Source organism: Thauera sp. WH-2, from assembly GCF_048321015.1.
GTDB lineage: Bacteria > Pseudomonadota > Gammaproteobacteria > Burkholderiales > Rhodocyclaceae > Thauera.
This window is the reverse complement of record NZ_JBLWFG010000001.1, coordinates 511,826-531,371: the sequence shown is the minus strand read 5'-3', so window position 1 is coordinate 531,371 and position 19,546 is coordinate 511,826. Positions and strand designations below refer to the sequence as shown.

The following is a 19,546-nucleotide window of genomic DNA, read 5'->3' as shown; positions in this document are numbered from 1 at the left end:
GACCAGCGCGCGAACCTCAGCAGGAGAAGACAATGAGCGTTGCCAGCCTTGCCCCCGACTATGTCCGTGCAATCATGGCCTATCAACCCGGCAAGCCGATCTCGGAGCTTGCCCGTGAGATGGGCATCGCCGAGTCGGACATCGTCAAGCTCGCCTCCAATGAGAACCCGCTCGGCATGAGCCCGAGGGCGCGCGAAGCCGCGATTGCCGCCGTATCCGATGTGGCACGCTACCCGGACGGGGGCGCCTTCGCACTCAAGAATGCGCTGTGCCGCACGCTCGGTGTGCAGCCCGAGCAACTGGTGGTCGGCAACGGTTCGAACGACATTCTCGAGCTCGTTTCGCAGGCCTTTCTCGCGCCGGGGCTGTCGGCGGTCTATTCGCGTCATGCCTTCGCCGTGTATCCGCTTGCCACGAATGCGCGCGGTGCGCGCGGCATCGAGGTGGCGGCGAAGAATTTCGGTCATGACCTCGACGCCATGGCCGCAGCGATCCGCCCCGAGACCCGGGTGGTCTTCGTCGCCAACCCGAACAACCCCACCGGCACCTTCCTCGGCGGCGCTGAACTCGAGGCCTTCCTCGAGGGCGTCCCGCGTCACGTGCTCGTCGTGCTGGATGAGGCCTACACCGAATATCTTGCGCCCGAACAGCGCTACGACTCGATCGCCTGGCTGGCGCGCTTCCCCAATCTGCTCGTGTCGCGCACCTTCTCCAAGGCATACGGGCTGGCGGGCCTGCGTGTCGGTTATGGCGTGACGCATCCCGCGGTGGCCGATCTGATGAACCGGGTGCGCCAGCCTTTCAACGTGTCGTCGGTGGGCCTGGCGGCGGCCGAGGCGGCGCTTGGCGATGAGGAGTTCATCGCCCGCACGGCCGAGGTCAATCGCCGCGGCATGACGCAACTCACCGCGGCGTTCGGCGAGTTGGGGCTCGAGTGGATCCCCTCGGCGGGCAACTTCGTCACCTTCAAGGTCGGCGACGCGGTGGGCGTCAATCAGGCGTTGCTGCGTCAGGGCGTGATCGTGCGGCCGATCGCCGCCTATGGCATGCCGCAGTGGCTGCGTGTTTCGGTCGGCCTGGCTGAAGAGAACGCCCGCTTCATCGCGGCGCTCAAGCAGGCGCTCGCCTGACCGGAGGCGGAATGGCTCTGATCGGCAAGCTCGTCGTCTGCGGCGTCGGCCTCATTGGCGGATCTTTTGCGCTTGCATTGAGGCGGGCGCAGGCGGTCGAGCGCATCGTCGGCATCGGTCGACGGCGTGAGCCTCTGGAGCGTGCGCGGGCGCTGGGCGTGATCGACGAAATCGCCGACGACTGGGCGAGCGCGCTCGATGGTGCGGACATCGTGCTGCTGGCTGCGCCGGTCGGCCAGATGGATGGTGTGATGGCGGCGATGGCACCGCATCTGCAACCCGGCACCATCGTCACTGACGCCGGCAGCACCAAGCGTGACGTCGTCGCTGCAATCGAGCGCCATCTGGGCGATGCCTTGCCCGACGTGGTGCCGGCACACCCGATCGCAGGGGCGGAAAAGAGCGGTGTCGAAGCGGCCTTTGCAGAACTCTACATGGGGCGCAAGGTCGTGCTGACGCCGCTGCCCGAGAGCCGGCCCGCCGCGGTGGAGAAGGTCCGCGCGGCCTGGGAGGCGTGTGGCGCGATGGTCGTCGGCATGACGCCGCAGGAGCACGATCGCGTTTTTGCCGCGGTCAGCCATCTGCCACACCTGCTGGCCTTCGGGCTGGTCGATGATCTCGCGGGGCGTAGCAACGCGCCGCTGCTGTTCTCGCATGCGGCCAGCGGTTTTCGCGATTTCACCCGTATAGCCGGCAGTCATCCGGAGATGTGGCGGGACATCTGCATCGCCAACCGTGTTGCACTGCTGGGGGAACTCGATGCCTACCTGGCCGAGCTTGGGCGCCTGCGCATGATGCTGGTCGAGTCCGATGGCGACGCGCTGGAGGCGGTATTCGAGCGGGCACGCACGGCTCGCAATGCCTGGGCCGAAGGTCTACCGGTGCGCAACGCCGAATGAGGGTGTGAGTGCTCCGAATTGCAGGCACGCAGGATTTCTTGTTGAGGTAAAGATGGAATTTCTCGATCTGCCCCCGATGCTGGGTGCCGCAGGCACGGTTCGCCTGCCCGGCTCGAAGAGTATCTCCAACCGTGTGCTGCTGCTCGCTGCGCTCGCCGAAGGTGAGACGGACATTCGCGATCTGCTGCTGTCCGATGACGTGGAGCGCATGCTTGAAGCGCTGCGCGCCCTTGGGGTCGAATGGCAGCGCGACGGTGACAGCCTGAACTATCGCGTATGCGGGGCGGGCGGGGCTTTTCCGGCCAAGCGTTGCGACCTCTTTCTCGGCAATGCGGGCACGGCCTTCCGGCCGCTGACGGCCGCGTTGGCGCTCTCCGGTGGCGAGTACCGCCTGTCCGGGGTGCCGCGCATGCACGAACGGCCGATCGGCGACCTGGTCGATGCGCTGCGTCAACTTGGCGCCGACATCGAGTGCACTGCGAATGAAGGCTATCCACCCCTGCATCTGAAGCCGGCGGAGATCTGCCCCGGCGGCGTGGTGAAGGTGCGGGGCGATGTGTCCAGCCAGTTCCTGACCGCCCTGCTGATGGCGCTGCCGCTCACGGGCGTCGAGACCACAATCGAGGTGGTCGGGGAGTTGATCTCGAAACCCTATATCCGTATCACACTGGAGCTGATGGCGCGCTTCGGTGTGCAGGTGGAGCAGCAAGGCTGGGTGCGCTTCATGGTGCCGGGCGGAGCGCGCTACCGCAGCCCGGGTACGGTGTTCGTGGAAGGAGATGCCTCGTCTGCGTCCTACTTCCTCGCCGCGGGTGCCATCGGTGGCGGGCCCGTGCGGGTCGAGGGCGTGGGCCGGTCCAGCATCCAGGGCGACGTGCGTTTTGCCGAGGCGCTGGAGCAACTCGGCGCGCGCATCACCCTTGGCGAGAACTGGATCGAGGCCGCGGCCCCCGAGGGAGGCAAGTTGAATGCCTTCGACCTCGACCTCAACCATATCCCCGACGCAGCGATGACGCTGGCGGTTGCTGCGCTGTTTGCCGACGGGCCTTGCCGGCTGCGCAACATTGCCAGCTGGCGGGTCAAGGAGACCGACCGTATCGCCGCGATGGCGACCGAGCTGCGCAAGCTGGGTGCGGAGGTGGAGGAGGGCCCCGACCATCTGGTGGTGAAACGCCCGCAGCGCGTGCAGCCAGCAGCGATCGACACCTATGACGACCACCGCATGGCGATGTGCTTCTCGCTGGTGAGCCTGGGCGGGTGCCGGGTGCGGATCAACGACCCGAAGTGCGTGAACAAGACCTTTCCGGGCTATTTCGACGCCTTCGCGCAGGTCGCCCGGCCGGTGCCGGTGCTGGCCATCGACGGCCCTTCGGCATCGGGCAAGGGTACGGTCGCGGCGCGGGTGGCGGAAGCGCTCGGCTGGCACTACCTCGACAGCGGCTCGCTCTACCGCCTCGTTGCGCTGGCCGCGCTGCGCAAAGGCGTTGCGCTGGAGGACGAAGCCGCAGTGGCCTCGATTGCGGCGGGACTGCCCGCGCGCTTCGAAGGAGGGCGGGTGTTGCTCGGCGAGGGGACGGACTGCGATGTCACCGATGCGATCCGCTCCGAAACCTGCTCGGTCGGGGCCTCCCGGGTGGCTGCGTTACCCGCCGTGCGTGCAGCCCTCTTCGACCGCCAGCGGGACTACCGCGTGGCCCCTGGCCTGGTCGCCGAAGGGCGCGACATGGGCTCGGTGATCTTCCCCGATGCCGGTCTCAAGGTCTTCCTGACGGCTTCTGCCGAGGCACGCGCCGAACGTCGTTATAAGCAGTTGATCGAAAAGGGATTGCCTGCTAATATGCAAAGTCTTCTGAAGGACCTGCAGGAACGGGACGCGCGTGACGCCACCCGGCCTGTCGCGCCCCTGATGAAGCTGCCGGATGCCGTGCTGCTTGACACCACCGAACGGAATGTCGAGCAAGCGGTCGGTTTCGTGCTCGATCTCGTCGCCGAGAAAGCATAGGCCGCCGGTTGAACGAAAACGCGCGGGAGCGTGGGCTCCGGCGCTTTTTTTCTTGAACCAACCATGTTTGCCGTCCCACGGCGGTGCCGGAAATCATCCCTTTATGTCCAACGCCACCCCCGCCTTCGAAGAAAGTTTTGCCGCCCTCTTCGAGGAAAGCCTTGCCACCCAGGAAATGCGCGCCGGTGAAGTCATCACCGCCGAAGTCGTGCGCATCGATCAGAACTTCGTCGTCGTCAACGCCGGTCTGAAGTCCGAAAGCTACGTGCCCATCGAGGAGTTCCGCAACGACCGCGGCGAACTCGAGGCCAACGTCGGTGATTTCGTCCACGTCGCCATCGATGCTCTGGAAGATGGTTTCGGTGAAACCCGTCTGTCGCGTGACAAGGCCAAGCGCATCGCCGCCTGGAACGATCTCGAGAAGGCGCTCAACGACGGCACCCTGGTCAAGGGCGTCATCACCGGTCGCGTCAAGGGTGGTCTGACCGTCATGACCAACAGCATCCGCGCCTTCCTGCCGGGTTCGCTGGTCGACATGCGTCCGGTCAAGGACACCACGCCGTACGAAGGCAAGGAATACGAATTCAAGGTCATCAAGCTCGACCGCAAGCGCAACAACGTGGTCGTTTCGCGCCGCGCCGTGCTGGAAGAGTCGATGGGCGAAGAGCGCGAGAAGCTGCTCTCCACCCTCAAGGAAGGCACCGTTATCAAGGGTATCGTCAAGAACATCACCGACTACGGTGCGTTCGTCGACCTGGGCGGCATCGATGGTCTGCTGCACATCACCGACCTGGCCTGGCGCCGTGTCCGTCACCCGTCCGAAGTGCTGTCGGTCGGCGATGAGATCGAAGCCAAGGTGCTCAAGTTCGACCAGGAGAAGAACCGCGTCTCGCTGGGTCTCAAGCAACTGGGCGAAGACCCGTGGGTCGGCATCTCGCGTCGTTACCCGCAGGGCACCCGCCTGTTCGGCAAGGTCACGAACATCACCGACTACGGCGCGTTCGTTGAAGTCGAGCAGGGCATCGAGGGCTTGGTCCACGTGTCCGAAATGGACTGGACCAACAAGAACATCCACCCGACCAAGGTCGTCCAGCTGGGCGACGAAGTCGAGGTGATGATCCTCGAGATCGACGAGGACCGCCGCCGCATCTCGCTGGGCATGAAGCAGTGCATGTCCAACCCGTGGGACGATTTCGCCATCAACCACAAGAAGGGCGACAAGGTCCGCGGCCAGATCAAGTCGATCACTGACTTCGGCGTGTTCATCGGCCTGGAAGGCGGCATCGATGGTCTGGTGCACCTGTCCGACCTGTCCTGGAGTGAGTCCGGCGAAGACGCCGTGCGCAGGTTCAAGAAGGGCGACGAGGTCGAGGCCGTGGTGCTGGCGATCGACGTCGAGCGCGAGCGCATCTCGCTCGGCATCAAGCAGCTCGAGGGTGACCCCTACACCAACTTCATCGCCACCCACGAGAAGAACAGCCTCGTGCGCGGCACGGTGAAGTCGGTCGAGGCGCGTGGTGCCGTGATCTCGCTGGGCGACGAAGTCGAGGGCTATCTGCGCGCTTCGGAAGCCGCTCCGCACCGCGTCGATGACCTGACCACCATGCTTAAGGAAGGTGACGAGGTCGAGGCCCTTGTGATCAACGTCGATCGCAAGAGCCGCTCGATCAGCCTGTCGATCCGCGCCAAGGATCAGGCGGAGCAGTCCGAGGCCATGAACAAGCTTGCTTCGGAGAGTGCTGCTTCGGCGGGTACGACCAACCTGGGCGCTCTGCTCAAGGCCAAGCTGAACGAGCAGAAGCAGTAATCCGACCGGTCATGACCAAATCGGAGCTGATCGTCCGGCTGGCGGAGCGTTTTCCCCAACTGGTCGCCAAGGACGCCGATTACGCGGTCAAGATGATTCTCGATGCGATGACCGATGCGCTTGCGCGCGGTGATCGCATCGAAATCCGCGGGTTTGGTAGCTTTGCGCTGAACTATCGTCCGCCCCGTACGGGGCGCAATCCGAAATCCGGCGAGAAGGTCCATGTGCCGGAAAAATACGTTCCGCACTTCAAGGCGGGCAAGGAATTGCGCGAAAGGGTGGACGTCGGCGGAAATTGACCGCGCGGCGATCGGTTTTACAGGCAATAATGAGGGGCGACCGAGGTCGCCTTCTTTTTTGTTCATCGCTCGGGGATAATGCCGGCCATGCGCGCAATCATCTGGTTCATCCGCCTGCTGCTGTTCTTTCTGCTGTTCGGGTTCGCGATCAAGAACGACCATCTGGTCACGCTGAACTTCTTCTTCGGCAACCAGTGGCAGTTGCCTCTCGTATTCGTGATTCTGGTGAGCTTTGCGGCCGGCGCCTTGATGGGTGTGACGGCAACGCTTGCATCGCTCGTGCGCCAGCGCCGCGAGATTTCCCGGCTGCGCCGCCAACTCGAACTGGCGGAGCGCTCGAAGGCTTCCACCGAGGTCGTTGTCTCCGGCGCACAAGCCCAGACACCGGTGCCCTGATCGCAGCATGGAAATCGAACTCTGGTGGTTGCTTGCGCTGCCGCTGTTCTTCGGTCTCGGCTGGCTCGCGGCACGGATCGACATCCGCCAGGTGGTGCAGGAGTCCCGAGCGCTACCGCGCTCCTATCTAAGCGGGCTGAACTTCTTGCTCAACGAGCAGCCGGACAAGGCGATCGACGCCTTCGTCGAGGCGGTCCGCATCGACCCGCAGACGGTCGAGCTCCACTTCGCTCTCGGTAGCCTCTTTCGCCGCCGAGGGGAGACTGACCGCGCGATACGCATCCACCAGTTGCTTGTGGATCGCGAGGACATCAGCGAGGAGCACCGCCTGCAGGCGCTTGGCGAACTCGGCCAGGACTTCCTCAAGGCCGGTCTGCTCGATCGTGCGGAAGCGGCCTTTTTGCGCCTGCGCGAGACGCGTGCAAACGACGTCGCCCTGCGCTACCTGCTCGAGATCTACCAGCAGGAGAAGGACTGGGCAAAAGCGATCGAAGTCGCGCGGGCCCTGCCCGAGCATGAAGGCGTGATGTGGCGCAGCGAAATGGCGAACTTCCACTGCGAGCTCGCCGCAAACGCCATGGCGAATTCGCGTTTCGAGGACGCTCGGCGCCACGTCGAGGACGCCTTCGCCGTCAATCGACAGAGCGTGCGCGCGAGCATTCTGCTCGGCGACCTCCACGCGGCGCAGGGGCGGGATGCGGAGGCGCTCGAGGCCTGGAAGCGTATCGAGAATCAGAGCCCCGTCTACCTCTCGCTGGTTGCCGAGCGCATCATGGACGCCTACGGCAGGCTGGGGCGGTTAGGCGAGGGTCATCAGCTTCTGCGCGCCTGGCTTGCCGCGCACCCCTCGCTCGATCTGCTCGACGAGCTTTTCCATTGGGAACTGGAGCGTGAAGGGCCCAGGGCGGCGTATGAACTCGTGCGCGAGGAATTGCGCCGCAACCCGACCCTGCTCGGGCTCGACAAGCTGCTTGAGGCGGCGGTCCTTGCGGCACCTGCCGAGCAGCGCAGCGACATCGAACTCGTCAAGCAACTCATCCATGGCCACACCCGCCGGGTCGCACGCTATTGCTGCGACGCTTGCGGTTTCAAGGCGCGCCAGTTCCATTGGCGATGCCCAGCCTGCGGTGGCTGGGAAACCTATCCACCCCGGCGCACCGAAGAGTTCGACCTGACGCCTTGAAGCGCGGCGAACCCGGTGGGCCTGTCGGGCGATCTCGCGCCGACGAACTCCACTCGACAGGGCAAAAATGGAATTCAGGACGCTGGAAGATTACGTCGGGCACACGCCGCTGGTGCGTCTCAAGCGCATCAACGCAGGACGCAACAATGTGATCCTGGCCAAGCTGGAAGGAAACAACCCTGCCGGCTCGGTCAAGGATCGCCCCGCACTTTCCATGGTGATGCGTGCGGAAGCGCGCGGGGTGATCAAGCCCGGCGATACCCTGATCGAAGCGACGAGCGGCAACACCGGCATCGCCCTCGCGATGGCAGCGGCCATGCGTGGCTATCGCATGATTCTGGTCATGCCGGAGAATCAGAGCATCGAGCGCCGCCAGACGATGCGCGCCTTCGGTGCGGAACTCGTGCTGGTTCCGGCCTCGGGTGGCATGGAAATGGCGCGCGACATCGCCGAGAGGATGCGTGACGAGGGGCGTGGCATCATCCTTGATCAGTTCGCCAATGCGGACAACCCGATCGCGCATTACGAAGGCACCGGCCCCGAGATCTGGGAGCAGACGGGTGGGCGGATCACGCACTTCATCAGCTCCATGGGGACGACGGGCACCATCATGGGGACTTCGCGTTTCCTGAAGGAACGGAATCCGGAGATCTGCATCGTGGGCTGCGAGCCTGAGCCAGGCTCGCAGATACCGGGCATCCGGAAGTGGCCCGAGGCCTACTTGCCGAAGATCTTCGAGCGTCCGCGGGTCGATCGCTTCGAGCCGGTGAGTCAGGCCGATGCGGAGGATATGACGCGACGACTCGCGCGTGAGGAAGGCATCTTTGCCGGCATTTCTTCCGGTGGTGCGATGCATGTGGCGCTTCGCCTCGCCGCCGAGGTCGAGAACGCGGTGATCGTGTCCATAGTGTGCGACCGCGGCGACCGCTATCTGTCCACAGGTGTCTTTCCGGCCTGAGCGAGCGCAGAGCGGGCGCGTGCCTGTGCGCGGCACGTGGGGTTGGCTCGCGCTGCTCGCCTGCGTGTTGTGGGCCGGCGGCGTTTGGGGTGTGCAGCGCATTGCGCTGGAGATCGGTGAGATCCGGCATCCGGTCGCCACGATGGGTGGTCTGCAACTGCGCTTCGAGGCCGATGGCACGCTGCTGCTGAGGGCGCGCAGCGCGCGGTTTGCGGGCCGTGAGTGGTCGGCGCCAACGTTGCGCTGCGCCAGCGCCCGCCTGGATGTGCAGGGTTTTCGCTGCGACGAGGGACGACTTCAGCTCGATGGAAAGGTGCTACCGCTCCGGTTTGCGGTCGAGGCAGCCTTCGAGCGTGGTGATGTCCGTGTGGTCGCCCGGCTCGGTGACGGTCTGATCGAAGCAGCGCTCGACCGCACGGGTGCGACAAGCGTGCTTTTCTCTGGTGTGGAGTTGGATGCACTGCTTGCCGTGGCCGCACCTTTCGCTGGAGCACTCCCGGTGCAGTTGAAGGGACTGAATCCGGTTGCGAAGCTGAATGGCGCGGTGGCCTGGGATCCCGCACGAAGGCGGCTGACGCTGAATGCACAACTGGAGGAGGGCGGCTTCGCATCCGCGGATGGGCTCCTTGCCGCGGAGGCGCTCGCGTTTGCGGTGCACCTGGATGCAACGGAGCAGGGCAGCGCCTGGTCCTGGTCGGTCGGTGCGCGCTGGGTGGCTGGCGCAGCCTACGTGCATCCTCTGTACCTGGAGTCCGGACCCGCACTGGAGGCTCGCGGCACGCTGCACGCAGGGAGATTGCGGGTCCATGAGGCGGTGCTCGCGGTCGACGGCGTGGAGCGTGTGCGTGCCGAGTCCGCATTTGTGTTGGATCCACCTGGGCTTGAGCGACTGGAGTTTTCCTTGCAGGGCATCGACCTCGACCGGGCGGGGAAGCGCTGGCTGGCGCCCCTGCTGTTTCCCGCGCAGGTGGACAGGTTGCGCTTCAGTGGGCGTGCAGATGTCAGGCTCGAGATGCGCGCAGGTGTTGTGGAGGGGCTGACGCTGCAGCTCGATGAGGCGGTGCTCGGGCTTCGCGGCGCCGCAGGCGGCGAAGGTGTGGGGCTTGGGCCGCTGGTTGGCGGTGGTTCCTGGTCGCGAACGCAGCCCACGGAGATGCGGGTGGCGGTCGGCGGCGGGTATTGGGAGAAGCTCGCACTCGGCGCCTTCTCTATCGAGGCGCATCTGGCGCCCGAACACGCATCCTTCGCTCGCATGGAGATCCCCCTCCTGGATGGCGCGCTGGTCATCGACGAGTTCGGGCTCAAGCGCGGGGCCGGGCACTGGGAAGGTCGCGCGAGCGTCGTCATCGAGCCGGTTTCGATGCGCGCGCTTACCGCAGCGCTCGACCTGCCGGAAATGTCGGGCGTGCTCTCGGCATCGCTGCCAGGGGTGCGGGCGAATCCCGGGGAGATCGCGCTCGATGGGGCATTGGTGGTTTCCGTGTTCGATGGCTACCTGCAGGCGACCGGTCTGCGTCTGCTCGAGCCCTTTGGCGTGGCTTCGCACCTGAGCGCTGATATCGAGGCCCGCCATCTGGATCTGCATCAGCTCACCGAAACCTTCAGCTTCGGCAACATCACAGGATTCGTTGACGCGGATGTGCGTGGCCTCGAGCTGGCGCGTTGGTGTCCGGTGGCCTTCGACGCGCGCATAGCCAGCAGTCCGGGCGAGTATCGACGCCGCATCAGCCAGCGTGCGGTCGAGAATATCAGCGCGCTGGGCGGTGCCGGCGCGCTGGCTGCGCTGCAGCGGGGATTGATCGGATTCTTCGACAGCTTCGGTTACCGCGAACTCGCTCTGCGCTGTGTGCTGCGCGACGGGGTTTGCGCCATGGGCGGCGTGGAGGGCGTGCAGCGCAGCGACGGTGGCTTTGTGATCGTGCGCGGAGGGGGCGTCCCGGCGCTGGATGTCATCGGCTACAATCGGCGCGTGGACTGGAACGAGCTGGTCGATCGTCTGCAGCGGGTGATCGACGAAAACGTCTCGCCCGAGCTGCACTGACCCGCAACCTGCAGGACGAGCACATGAACCCCGCATCGCGCTACCTTTTTGCCGCAGTCGTCGCTTTGTCGGCGTCCGCCTGCGTCACGATCAACATCTACTTTCCGGCCGCCGCCGCTGAGAAGGCTGCCGACCGAATCATCGACGAGGTGTGGCAATTGCGTGAAGCTGCGCCCGAGGCGCCTGCAGCACCGGACACCCAGGGAGGAACGAAATGAAACCCGCATCCGTGCTCATGCATTGGCTGTTCGTCGTGATGGCAGTGCTGTCGCTCGCCGGCGCCGCGCATGCCCAGGGCAATCTGGAAATCAACACCCCGGCCATCGCGGCGCTCAAACAGTCGATGCAGCAGCGCCATGTGGGCCTTGCGCCGCTGTATGCCTCGGGAGCGGTTGGTCTCGCGGCAGACGGCAGCGTGGCGCTCCGCGACGCGGGCGGCGTTCCGCTGGCGCAGCGCGGTCAGGTGAATGCACTGATCGCCGCGGAGAATGCGGACCGGTCCGCCCTGTACCGGGAAATCGCGCGCGCCAACGGCCATCCGGAATGGGAAGCCGATGTGCGCCGAACGTTCGCCCAGCGATGGATCGACCGCGCCCAAGCGGGCTGGTGGGTGCAGACCGGCGGCGGGTGGGCACGCAAGTAATGCCAGTCCTGATCTTCGACATCGAGACCATTCCCGATGTGGCCGGTATTCGGGCGCTGGAGGATCTGCCGGCCGAACTGTCCGACTACGAGGTCGCCGAATGGGCGTTCCAGCAGCGGCGCGCCAGCCATGGCAACGACTTCCTGCCGCACCACTTGCAACGGGTGGTGACGATCTCGTGTGTGCTGCGTGATGCCCAGCACTTTCGTGTGTTCTCGCTCTCCGAGCCGGATGCCAGCGAAGGCGAGATCATCCAGCGCTTTTTCGACGGCATCGAACGATACTCGCCGCAGATCGTTTCCTGGAACGGTGGCGGCTTCGACCTGCCGGTGCTGCATTACCGCGGCATGATGCATGGTGTGTCCGCCCCGCGATACTGGGATCAGGGCGAGGGCGACTATCACGACTCACGCGATTTCAAGTGGAACAACTACATCAGCCGCTATCACAGCCGTCATCTCGACCTGATGGACCTGCTGGCGATGTATCAGCCGCGCGCGAACGCGCCCCTCGACGACCTCGCCAAGCTCATGGGCTACCCTGGCAAGCTCGGCATGGACGGCTCAGCGGTTTGGCAGGCGTGGCAGGAGGGGCGGATCGCGGAGATCCGCGACTACTGTGAAACCGACGTGGTTAATACTTATCTGGTATACCTGCGCTTCGAGCGCATGCGCGGGCACCTCGATGCCCCATCCTGGGCGGCGGAAAAGCGGGTTGTGCGAGAGGCGTTGGGCCGGCTGGAAGCGCCCCACTGGAAGGCATTCCTGGAAGCCTGGCCAGCCGAAGATACGGCCGGCGCAGCGTAAATCGAGCCAAGAAGGAGAAAATCTCATGGGCATCCTCTACACCATCCTCATCGGTCTCATCGTTGGCTTGGTCGCACGCCTGCTGCATCCGGGCAAGGATGGGCTGGGGCTCATCATGACCGCCTTGCTCGGCATTGCCGGTTCGCTCGTGGCGACCTATGGCGGTCAGGCCTTGGGCATCTACCATGCCGGCGAAGGTGCCGGCTTCATTGGTGCTGTCGTCGGCGCGTTCGTGATTCTGTTTGCGGTGACGCGCCTGAAGAAATGAAACGTGCGGTGCACTGCAAAAAGTCTTTGACAAGATTTTTGCAGTGCCTATAATGCGGGACTTCAGCAGGCGCGTAGCTCAGTTGGTTAGAGCACCACCTTGACATGGTGGGGGTCGTTGGTTCGAATCCAATCGCGCCTACCAAGATTCAGGAGTTGATCAATATGTTCCGAACTACCACTTCGGCGGGATACTGAACAGGTCGGCTCCGCTTGTCTGCTAAAAGAGAAAAAAGCGCGCCAGACCGCGCTTTTTTTTCGTCCACGTTTTTTATGCCCGTCCTGCGCGCCGCGCGCGCAGGACGTCATCAGCCCGAGGCCATAGTCATGCCCAACATCACGCTCCCCGACGGTTCCGTGCGTAGCTTCGATCATGCGGTTACCGTGGCCGAGGTCGCGGCCTCGATCGGTGCCGGCCTGGCCAAGGCCGCCCTGGCTGGTCGCGTTGGCGACCGGCTCGTCGATCTTTCCCATCGGCTCGAGACCGATGCAGATCTCGCCATCGTTACCGACAAGACACCCGAGGGGCTCGAGATCATCCGGCACTCGACGGCGCATCTGCTCGCGCATGCGGTCAAGGAACTGTTCCCCGATGCACAGGTGACGATCGGGCCAGTGATCGAGAACGGCTTCTACTACGATTTTTCCTACAAACGCCCCTTCACGCCCGACGACCTCGCAGCAATCGAGGCACGCATGGCTGAGATTGCGAAGCGCGAGATCACGGTGCATCGCGAGGTCTGGCCGCGCGACAAGGCGGTCGCATTCTTCAAGGACATCGGGGAGCATTACAAGGCCGAGATCATCGCGTCGATCCCGGCTGGCGAAGACGTTTCGCTCTACCGTCAGGGGGACTTCATCGACCTTTGTCGCGGTCCGCACGTACCCTCGACCGGCAAGCTCAAGGTGTTCAAGCTCACCAAGCTCGCCGGCGCCTACTGGCGTGGTGACTCCAAGAACGAGATGCTGCAGCGCATCTATGGCACGGCGTGGGCGAAGAAGGACGAGCTCGACGGCTACCTGCACATGCTCGAGGAAGCCGAGAAGCGTGACCACCGCAAGCTGGGTCAGCAGCTCGACTTCTTCCACTTCCAGGACGAGGCGCCGGGCGCAGTGTTCTGGCATCCGAAGGGCTGGCGCCTGTTCAACACGCTGATCGACTACATGCGGGACCGTCAGGAAGAGGCGGGCTACGTCGAGGTCAATACGCCGGACGTGATGGACCGTGCGCTGTGGGAAACCTCCGGCCACTGGCAGAACTACCGCCAGAACATGTTCACCACCACGACCGAGGACGAGCGGGTCTTCGCGCTGAAACCGATGAACTGTCCCGGTGCGGTGTCGATGTTCGCTCAGGGGCTGAAGAGCTACCGCGACCTGCCGCTGCGCATGGCCGAATTCGGCAAGGTGCACCGCTACGAGCCTTCGGGCGCGCTGCACGGCCTGCTGCGCGTGCGCCACTTCACTCAGGACGACGCGCACATCTTCTGTACCGAGGCGCAGATGGAGCAGGAGTGCAAGGATGTCGTGCGCCTGATCCTCGACATCTACAAGGACTTCGGCTTCGACAACGTGCGCATCAAGCTGTCTACACGCCCGGAGAACCGGATCGGCACGGACGAGACCTGGGACAAGCTCGAAGGTGCGCTGGCATCGGCGCTCGAACACATGGACATGGCCTACGAGCTGTTCCCGGGCGAGGGCGCCTTCTATGGTCCCAAGCTCGAGTTCGTGCTGCGCGACACGATCGGCCGTGACTGGCAGTGCGGCACGCTGCAGGTCGACATGAATCTGCCCGAGCGCTTCGACATCTCTTACGTGGCCGAGGATAACGCGCGCAAGCGCCCGGTCATGCTGCATCGCGCCTTGTTCGGTTCGCTGGAGCGCTTCACCGGCATTTTGATCGAACATTACGCGGGCGCGATGCCGATGTGGCTCGCGCCGCAGCATGCTGCGGTGATGAACATCTCGGAGGGGCAGGCGGACTATGCTGCGGAAGTGGCGACCAAGCTGAAGAAGGCGGGTTTTCGTGTCGAGGCTGATTTGCGCAACGAGAAGATTAACTATAAAATCCGCGAACATAGCGTGCAGAAGCTGCCTTACCTGCTCGTGATTGGTGAGAAGGAAAAGGCGGCGGGCCTGGTGGCCGTGCGTGCCCGAGGTGGCCAGGATCTTGGCCAAATGTCCCTCGATTCGCTGATCGAACGCTGGCGTCGCGAAGAAGAAGCGAAGGCCGGTTCGGTCTGATTTTGTGGTTTTCGTGGAGAGTTGAACCATCGCTCAAGAAAAAAAACAGCGCGTAAATAGGGAGATCAACGCGCCCGAGCTCCGGCTGGTTGGCGAAGAAGGCGAGCAGCTCGGAATCGTGTCCCTGAACGCAGCCCTGAACATGGCCGAAGAGGCTGGGCTGGATCTGGTCGAAATCGCTCCGATGGCTGCACCGCCGGTCGCCAAGCTGATGGATTTCGGCAAGTTCAAGTATCAGGAACAGAAGAAGGCCCACGAAGCCCGACTCAAGCAGAAACAGGTGCAGGTGAAGGAGGTCAAGCTCCGCCCGGGTACCGACGAGAACGACTACCAGATCAAGCTGCGCAACCTCAAGCGCTTCCTGGAAGAAGGCGACAAGTGCAAGGTCACCTTGCGCTTCCGCGGACGTGAGATGGCACACCAGGAGTTCGGTCTGCGTCAGCTGGAGCGTGTGAAGGCCGACCTGGAAGAACTCGGTCAGGTCGAACAGATGCCCAAGATGGAAGGGCGTCAGATGATCATGGTCATCGCGCCGAAGAAGAAGATCTGAGCTGTACAGAATTTGCCTCGAAAGGGGCAAGACCGTCGGGTGGCGTGAGCTGCCGGGCGGAAAACAAGTGGTGCCGGGTAACAAAATGCGCCGGATGTCGGCGCTACCTGGTGTCATCCAAAAACATTGGAGTATCCGTAATGCCCAAGATGAAGACCAAGAGCGGAGCGAAGAAGCGCTTCAAGGTCCGCTCCAGCGGCGGGATCAAGCGGTCCCAGGCGTTCAAGCGCCACATCCTGACCAAGAAGACGACGAAGGTGAAGCGTCACCTGCGCGGCATGACCGAAGTGCATGCGGCAGATGAAAAGCTGATCCGCGCCATGCTTCCGTACGCTTGATAGGAGACCGCAATGCCTCGCGTTAAACGTGGTGTAACCGCCCGCGCTCGTCACAAGAAAGTCCTTTCCCAGGCCAAGGGGTATCGCGGCCGTCGCAAGAACGTCTATCGCATCGCCAAGCAGGCGGTGATGAAGGCGGGTCAATATGCCTACCGCGACCGCCGTCAGCGCAAGCGCCAGTTCCGTACCCTGTGGATTGCGCGTATCAACGCCGCCGCGCGCGAACTGGGGCTGACCTATAGCACCTTCATGAACGGCCTGAAGAAGGCTGCGATCGAGATCGACCGCAAGGTGCTGGCCGACCTGGCCGTGTTCGACAAGCCGGCTTTTGCCGCAATTGCCGAGCAGGCCCGGGCCAAACTCGCTGCGTAAGTCTTCGCAGCTCGAAAAAAGGAGGCCTGGCCTCCTTTTTTTTTCTGAGCCGTTGTCTTTCGAACCACCGAATTCCCGATGCGTGGCCGCAGCTTGGCCCCATCCGCAACACCGTACTCCGCCAGGGCAGGGACATGGAACAGCTCGATCAACTGGTACGACAGGCCGCAGCCGATTTTGCCGCTGCCGCCGACAGCGCGCAGCTCGAACAGGCGAAGGCGCGCTACCTGGGCAAGGCCGGGGCGCTCACCGAACGCCTGAAATCGCTCGGAAAACTCGAGCCGGACGCGCGCCGTGAAGCCGGTGCCGCCATCAATGCCGCCAAGACGGCGGTGGAGGCCGAACTGGAGGCGCGGCGAAATGCCCTGCGTGAGGCATCGCTGCATGCGCAGCTCGCCGCCGAGGCGCTCGACGTCACGCTTCCCGGACGAGGCGGGGTACAGGGCGGCCTGCATCCGGTCAGCCGCACGCTTGAGCGGATCGAGCAGCTTTTCGGCTCGATCGGCTTCGTCGTTGCGGATGGCCCCGAGATCGAAACCGACTGGCACAACTTCACCGCACTCAATACGCCGGAGAATCACCCCGCGCGCTCGATGCACGACACCTTCTACCTCGAAGGGCGTGAGGATGTGCTGCTGCGCACCCACACCAGCCCCGTGCAGGTGCGCGCGATGCTGGCCCATGTCGAGCGCCACCGCGCTTCCGACGCCATGCCGGATCTGCGCATCATTGCTCCGGGGCGCGTATTCCGGGTCGACTCCGATGCCACCCATTCGCCGATGTTCCATCAGGTTGAAGGCCTGTGGGTTGGCGAGACGGTCAGCTTTGCCGACCTAAAGGGGGTGATCGCCGATTTCCTGCGTCGTTTCTTCGAGACCGATGACCTGCAGGTCCGCTTCCGTCCCTCCTTCTTCCCGTTCACGGAGCCTTCGGCCGAGATCGACGTGGCCTTCATGAGCGGCGCGCTCAAGGGGCGCTGGCTCGAGATCGCCGGCTGTGGCGTCGTTCATCCGAACGTGCTGCGTTTCGGTGGCATCGACCCCGAGCGCTATACCGGCTTCGCTTTCGGCATGGGGCCGGACCGCCTCACCATGCTGCGGTATGGCGTGAACGACCTGCGCCTGTTCTTTGAAGGTGATCTGCGCTTCCTGAGCCAGTTCCGCTGAGTACGGGTGCTCACACCTCGCCCCCCCCACGCAATCCGGGTAATCGAATCATGCAATTCTCAGAACAGTGGCTGCGGACCTTCGTCGATCCGCAACTGGACAGTGCCGGACTCGGCCATCTGCTGACCATGGCTGGTCTCGAGGTGGAAGAAGCCGACCCTGCCGCACCTGCCTTCAGCGGGGTGGTGGTCGCGCAGATCGTCGAAGCGGATAAGCACCCCAACGCCGACAAGCTCAAGCTCTGCAAGGTGGATGCGGGCAGCGGCGAGTTGCTGCAGATCGTCTGCGGCGCACCCAATGCCGCGGTCGGAATGAAGGTGCCTTGCGCCGTGGTCGGCGCGACGCTCCCCGGCGATTTCGAGATCAAGAAGGCCAAGCTGCGCGGCGTCGAGTCCTTCGGCATGCTGTGCTCCGCACGCGAACTCGGCCTTTCGGAAGATCACGGCGGCTTGCACGTCTTGCCCGAAGATGCGCCGATCGGTACCGACATTCGCGAATACCTCGGCTTGAACGACACCCTGTTCACGATCAAGCTCACGCCCAACCGTGCGGATTGCCTGAGTCTCACCGGGGTCGCGCGCGAAGTCGCGGCGATCACCGGCAGTGCGCTCCGGCTGGAGCCTGTCGAGGCTGTTCCGGCGCGCGGCGAAGCGACGCGCGCCATCGTGCTCGACGCCCCGCAGGCCTGCCCGCGTTATTGCGGCCGTGTGCTGTCCGGGGTGAACGCCGAGGCGCCCACGCCCGAATGGATGGTGCGCCGGCTGGTGCGCAGCGGCATCCGCTCGATCAGCGCGCTGGTCGACATCACCAACTACGTCATGCTCGAGCTTGGCCAGCCCCTGCACGCCTTCGACAACACGAAACTGCACGGCGCCATCCACGTCCGCCTGCCGCGAAGCGGAGAACAGGTGCTGCTGCTCAACGAGCAGAGCGTGACCCCGACCGCCGACACGCTGCTGATCGCTGACGAGGCGCGCGCCCTGGCGCTTGCCGGGATCATGGGTGGTGAAGACAGTGGAGTGACGCCGGAGACCACCGAGATTTTCCTGGAGAGCGCCTTCTTCGCGCCCGACGCGATCGCCGGTCGTGCGCGCAGCTACGGCTTTTCCTCGGATGCTTCTCACCGTTTCGAGCGCGGGGTGGACCCTGAACTCGCCCGCACCGCGCTTGAGCGCGCCACGCGCCTGGTGCTCGACATCTGCGGGGGTGACGCCGGGCCGGTGGTGGAGGCGGTCGCCGCGCAGGATCTGCCGCAGCGCAGGCCGGTGCGGCTGCGTCCGGCGCGCGCGCGACGCGTGCTCGGCATTGGGCTCGAAGATGACGCGATGCTCGCGCTGCTGCAGCGCGTGCACCTGCGGGTCGAGCGCGAAGGCGACGATTTCGTGGTGACTCCGCCATCGTGGCGTTTCGACATCGAGATCGAGGAAGACCTGGTCGAGGAGATCGCCCGCCTCTACGGCTATGACAACATCCCGGCGGTGGCGCCCCAGGGCAGCCTGATGATGCTGCCCAGCACCGAGCGCGCCCGCCCGGTGTGGGCGGTGCGGCGCTTGCTTGCCGCGCGAGGCTACCAGGAGGTCGTCAACTTCGCCTTCGTCGAGGAGGCCTGGGAGCGCGACTTCTGCGCCAACCAGGACCCCATCCGCCTTGCAAACCCGATCGCAAGCCAGCTCAGTGTGATGCGTTCGAGCCTGATCCCCGGGCTGGTGGGAAGCCTTGTGACCAACCGCAAGCGCCAGATCGACCGTGTACGTGTGTTCGAGGTGGCGCGCGTGTTCGAGCGCAAGGCCGATGGCGAGCCCGTGAGCGGTTTCCAGCAGCGGATGAAGGTTTCCGCGCTGGCTGCGGGTCCGGCGTTGCCCGAACAGTGGGGCGAGCGTGCCCGCAGCGTCGATTTCTATGACATCAAGGGCGACCTCGAGGCCTTGCTCGCGCCGCGCGTGCCGAGCTTCACGCCTGTCTCGCATCCGGCTCTTCACCCCGGGCGTGCAGCCACGGTGTGGCTCGACGGTCATGTGGTCGGTGTGGTTGGTGAAATCCACCCGGTGTGGGTGCAGCGCTACGAACTGGGCAGTGCGCCAGTGGTCTTCGAGATCGAACTGGATGCCGTGCTCGCCGGCCGTGTGCCGGCCTATGCAGAGGTTTCCCGCATGCCTGCAGTACGCAGGGATCTCGCCCTCGTGATCGGGGTCGAGGTTCCGGTCGAGCGGGTGCTCGAGGTGTTGCGTGCCGCTGCGCCCGAGCAGGTCCGCGAGATCGCCCTGTTCGACGTCTATCATGGCAAGGGCATCGATCCGGACAAGAAGAGCCTTGCCTTCCGGATATCGATGCAAGATACTCATCGCACGCTCGAAGACGCCGAAGTGGATTCGGCCATCGATTCGCTCGTCAGGCAGGCCGAGGCACAGCTTGGCGCCCGCCTGCGTGGCACGGGGGGGTGAC

General features: G+C 64.3%; 19 protein-coding genes and 1 tRNA gene. All 20 read left to right on the top strand.

Going from position 1 to position 19,546, the window contains the following annotated elements; translation table 11 throughout:
- The first annotated feature begins 32 nt into the window (after positions 1-32).
- Complete coding sequence (hisC, locus tag ACNKW1_RS02550) at positions 33-1,130, top strand: histidinol-phosphate transaminase (protein WP_418363024.1); 1,098 nt, start codon at positions 33-35, stop codon at positions 1,128-1,130.
- 11 nt (positions 1,131-1,141) lie between these two features.
- Positions 1,142-2,029, top strand: a complete 888-nt coding sequence (locus ACNKW1_RS02545) for a prephenate dehydrogenase (protein ID WP_418363023.1) — start codon at positions 1,142-1,144, stop codon at positions 2,027-2,029.
- A 52-nt stretch (positions 2,030-2,081) separates the two neighbouring features.
- The gene (locus ACNKW1_RS02540) at positions 2,082-4,031 is read left to right on the top strand and encodes a bifunctional 3-phosphoshikimate 1-carboxyvinyltransferase/cytidylate kinase (RefSeq protein WP_418363022.1); all 1,950 of its coding nucleotides are present in this window, start codon (positions 2,082-2,084) and stop codon (positions 4,029-4,031) included.
- Positions 4,032-4,134: 103 nt separating this feature from the next.
- On the top strand, positions 4,135-5,838 hold the full coding sequence (rpsA, locus tag ACNKW1_RS02535; protein WP_418363021.1) for a 30S ribosomal protein S1: 1,704 nt from the start codon (positions 4,135-4,137) through the stop codon (positions 5,836-5,838).
- Positions 5,839-5,849: 11 nt separating this feature from the next.
- Positions 5,850-6,137 carry an integration host factor subunit beta gene (locus tag ACNKW1_RS02530; protein ID WP_418363020.1) on the top strand — a complete coding sequence of 96 codons (288 nt, stop codon included), beginning with the start codon at positions 5,850-5,852 and terminating at the stop codon, positions 6,135-6,137.
- A gap of 87 nt (positions 6,138-6,224) precedes the next feature.
- Entirely contained in the window at positions 6,225-6,533 is a 309-nt protein-coding gene (locus ACNKW1_RS02525) for a LapA family protein (RefSeq protein ID WP_418363019.1), read from the top strand.
- 7 nt (positions 6,534-6,540) lie between these two features.
- Complete coding sequence (lapB, locus tag ACNKW1_RS02520; RefSeq protein WP_418363018.1) at positions 6,541-7,716, top strand: lipopolysaccharide assembly protein LapB; 1,176 nt, start codon at positions 6,541-6,543, stop codon at positions 7,714-7,716.
- A gap of 67 nt (positions 7,717-7,783) precedes the next feature.
- Positions 7,784-8,674, top strand: a complete 891-nt coding sequence (gene cysM / locus ACNKW1_RS02515; protein WP_418363017.1) for a cysteine synthase CysM — start codon at positions 7,784-7,786, stop codon at positions 8,672-8,674.
- Between the two features lie 25 nt (positions 8,675-8,699).
- Positions 8,700-10,715 carry a hypothetical protein gene (locus ACNKW1_RS02510; RefSeq protein ID WP_418363016.1) on the top strand — a complete coding sequence of 672 codons (2,016 nt, stop codon included), beginning with the start codon at positions 8,700-8,702 and terminating at the stop codon, positions 10,713-10,715.
- A 23-nt stretch (positions 10,716-10,738) separates the two neighbouring features.
- Positions 10,739-10,933, top strand: a complete 195-nt coding sequence (locus ACNKW1_RS02505) for a hypothetical protein (RefSeq protein WP_418363015.1) — start codon at positions 10,739-10,741, stop codon at positions 10,931-10,933.
- A complete protein-coding gene (locus tag ACNKW1_RS02500; RefSeq protein ID WP_418363014.1) occupies positions 10,930-11,358 on the top strand; it encodes a YdbL family protein in 429 nt (142 codons plus the stop codon). The genes ACNKW1_RS02505 and ACNKW1_RS02500 overlap by 4 nt, the downstream gene beginning before the upstream one ends.
- Entirely contained in the window at positions 11,358-12,164 is an 807-nt protein-coding gene (locus ACNKW1_RS02495) for a 3'-5' exonuclease (protein ID WP_418363013.1), read from the top strand. Before ACNKW1_RS02500 ends, ACNKW1_RS02495 begins: the two co-directional genes overlap by 1 nt.
- 25 nt (positions 12,165-12,189) lie before the next feature.
- The gene (locus tag ACNKW1_RS02490; RefSeq protein WP_418363012.1) at positions 12,190-12,432 is read left to right on the top strand and encodes a GlsB/YeaQ/YmgE family stress response membrane protein; all 243 of its coding nucleotides are present in this window, start codon (positions 12,190-12,192) and stop codon (positions 12,430-12,432) included.
- Between the two features lie 67 nt (positions 12,433-12,499).
- Positions 12,500-12,576: transfer RNA gene (locus ACNKW1_RS02485), tRNA-Val, on the top strand.
- 182 nt (positions 12,577-12,758) lie between these two features.
- Complete coding sequence (gene thrS / locus ACNKW1_RS02480; RefSeq protein WP_418363011.1) at positions 12,759-14,678, top strand: threonine--tRNA ligase; 1,920 nt, start codon at positions 12,759-12,761, stop codon at positions 14,676-14,678.
- A 28-nt stretch (positions 14,679-14,706) separates the two neighbouring features.
- Complete coding sequence (gene infC, locus ACNKW1_RS02475; RefSeq protein ID WP_418363350.1) at positions 14,707-15,228, top strand: translation initiation factor IF-3; 522 nt, start codon at positions 14,707-14,709, stop codon at positions 15,226-15,228.
- Between the two features lie 140 nt (positions 15,229-15,368).
- A complete protein-coding gene (rpmI, locus tag ACNKW1_RS02470; RefSeq protein WP_004299086.1) occupies positions 15,369-15,566 on the top strand; it encodes a 50S ribosomal protein L35 in 198 nt (65 codons plus the stop codon).
- Positions 15,567-15,578: 12 nt separating this feature from the next.
- Positions 15,579-15,938 carry a 50S ribosomal protein L20 gene (gene rplT / locus ACNKW1_RS02465; protein ID WP_320364630.1) on the top strand — a complete coding sequence of 120 codons (360 nt, stop codon included), beginning with the start codon at positions 15,579-15,581 and terminating at the stop codon, positions 15,936-15,938.
- Between the two features lie 134 nt (positions 15,939-16,072).
- A complete protein-coding gene (pheS, locus tag ACNKW1_RS02460; protein ID WP_418363010.1) occupies positions 16,073-17,104 on the top strand; it encodes a phenylalanine--tRNA ligase subunit alpha in 1,032 nt (343 codons plus the stop codon).
- Positions 17,105-17,154: 50 nt separating this feature from the next.
- Entirely contained in the window at positions 17,155-19,545 is a 2,391-nt protein-coding gene (pheT, locus tag ACNKW1_RS02455; RefSeq protein ID WP_418363009.1) for a phenylalanine--tRNA ligase subunit beta, read from the top strand.
- Position 19,546 lies beyond the last annotated feature (1 nt).

Excerpts from the sequence above, each read along its gene's own strand:
- hisC (WP_418363024.1), top strand. The coding sequence starts at position 33 with ATGAGCGTTGCCAGCCTTGCCCCCGACTATGTCCGTGCAATCATGGCC.
- ACNKW1_RS02545 (WP_418363023.1), top strand. The coding sequence starts at position 1,142 with ATGGCTCTGATCGGCAAGCTCGTCGTCTGCGGCGTCGGCCTCATTGGC.
- ACNKW1_RS02540 (WP_418363022.1), top strand. The coding sequence starts at position 2,082 with ATGGAATTTCTCGATCTGCCCCCGATGCTGGGTGCCGCAGGCACGGTT.
- rpsA (WP_418363021.1), top strand. The coding sequence starts at position 4,135 with ATGTCCAACGCCACCCCCGCCTTCGAAGAAAGTTTTGCCGCCCTCTTC.
- ACNKW1_RS02530 (WP_418363020.1), top strand. The coding sequence starts at position 5,850 with ATGACCAAATCGGAGCTGATCGTCCGGCTGGCGGAGCGTTTTCCCCAA.
- ACNKW1_RS02525 (WP_418363019.1), top strand. The coding sequence starts at position 6,225 with ATGCGCGCAATCATCTGGTTCATCCGCCTGCTGCTGTTCTTTCTGCTG.
- lapB (WP_418363018.1), top strand. The coding sequence starts at position 6,541 with ATGGAAATCGAACTCTGGTGGTTGCTTGCGCTGCCGCTGTTCTTCGGT.
- cysM (WP_418363017.1), top strand. The coding sequence starts at position 7,784 with ATGGAATTCAGGACGCTGGAAGATTACGTCGGGCACACGCCGCTGGTG.
- ACNKW1_RS02505 (WP_418363015.1), top strand. The coding sequence starts at position 10,739 with ATGAACCCCGCATCGCGCTACCTTTTTGCCGCAGTCGTCGCTTTGTCG.
- ACNKW1_RS02500 (WP_418363014.1), top strand. The coding sequence starts at position 10,930 with ATGAAACCCGCATCCGTGCTCATGCATTGGCTGTTCGTCGTGATGGCA.
- ACNKW1_RS02495 (WP_418363013.1), top strand. The coding sequence starts at position 11,358 with ATGCCAGTCCTGATCTTCGACATCGAGACCATTCCCGATGTGGCCGGT.
- ACNKW1_RS02490 (WP_418363012.1), top strand. The coding sequence starts at position 12,190 with ATGGGCATCCTCTACACCATCCTCATCGGTCTCATCGTTGGCTTGGTC.
- thrS (WP_418363011.1), top strand. The coding sequence starts at position 12,759 with ATGCCCAACATCACGCTCCCCGACGGTTCCGTGCGTAGCTTCGATCAT.
- rpmI (WP_004299086.1), top strand. The coding sequence starts at position 15,369 with ATGCCCAAGATGAAGACCAAGAGCGGAGCGAAGAAGCGCTTCAAGGTC.
- rplT (WP_320364630.1), top strand. The coding sequence starts at position 15,579 with ATGCCTCGCGTTAAACGTGGTGTAACCGCCCGCGCTCGTCACAAGAAA.
- pheS (WP_418363010.1), top strand. The coding sequence starts at position 16,073 with ATGGAACAGCTCGATCAACTGGTACGACAGGCCGCAGCCGATTTTGCC.
- pheT (WP_418363009.1), top strand. The coding sequence starts at position 17,155 with ATGCAATTCTCAGAACAGTGGCTGCGGACCTTCGTCGATCCGCAACTG.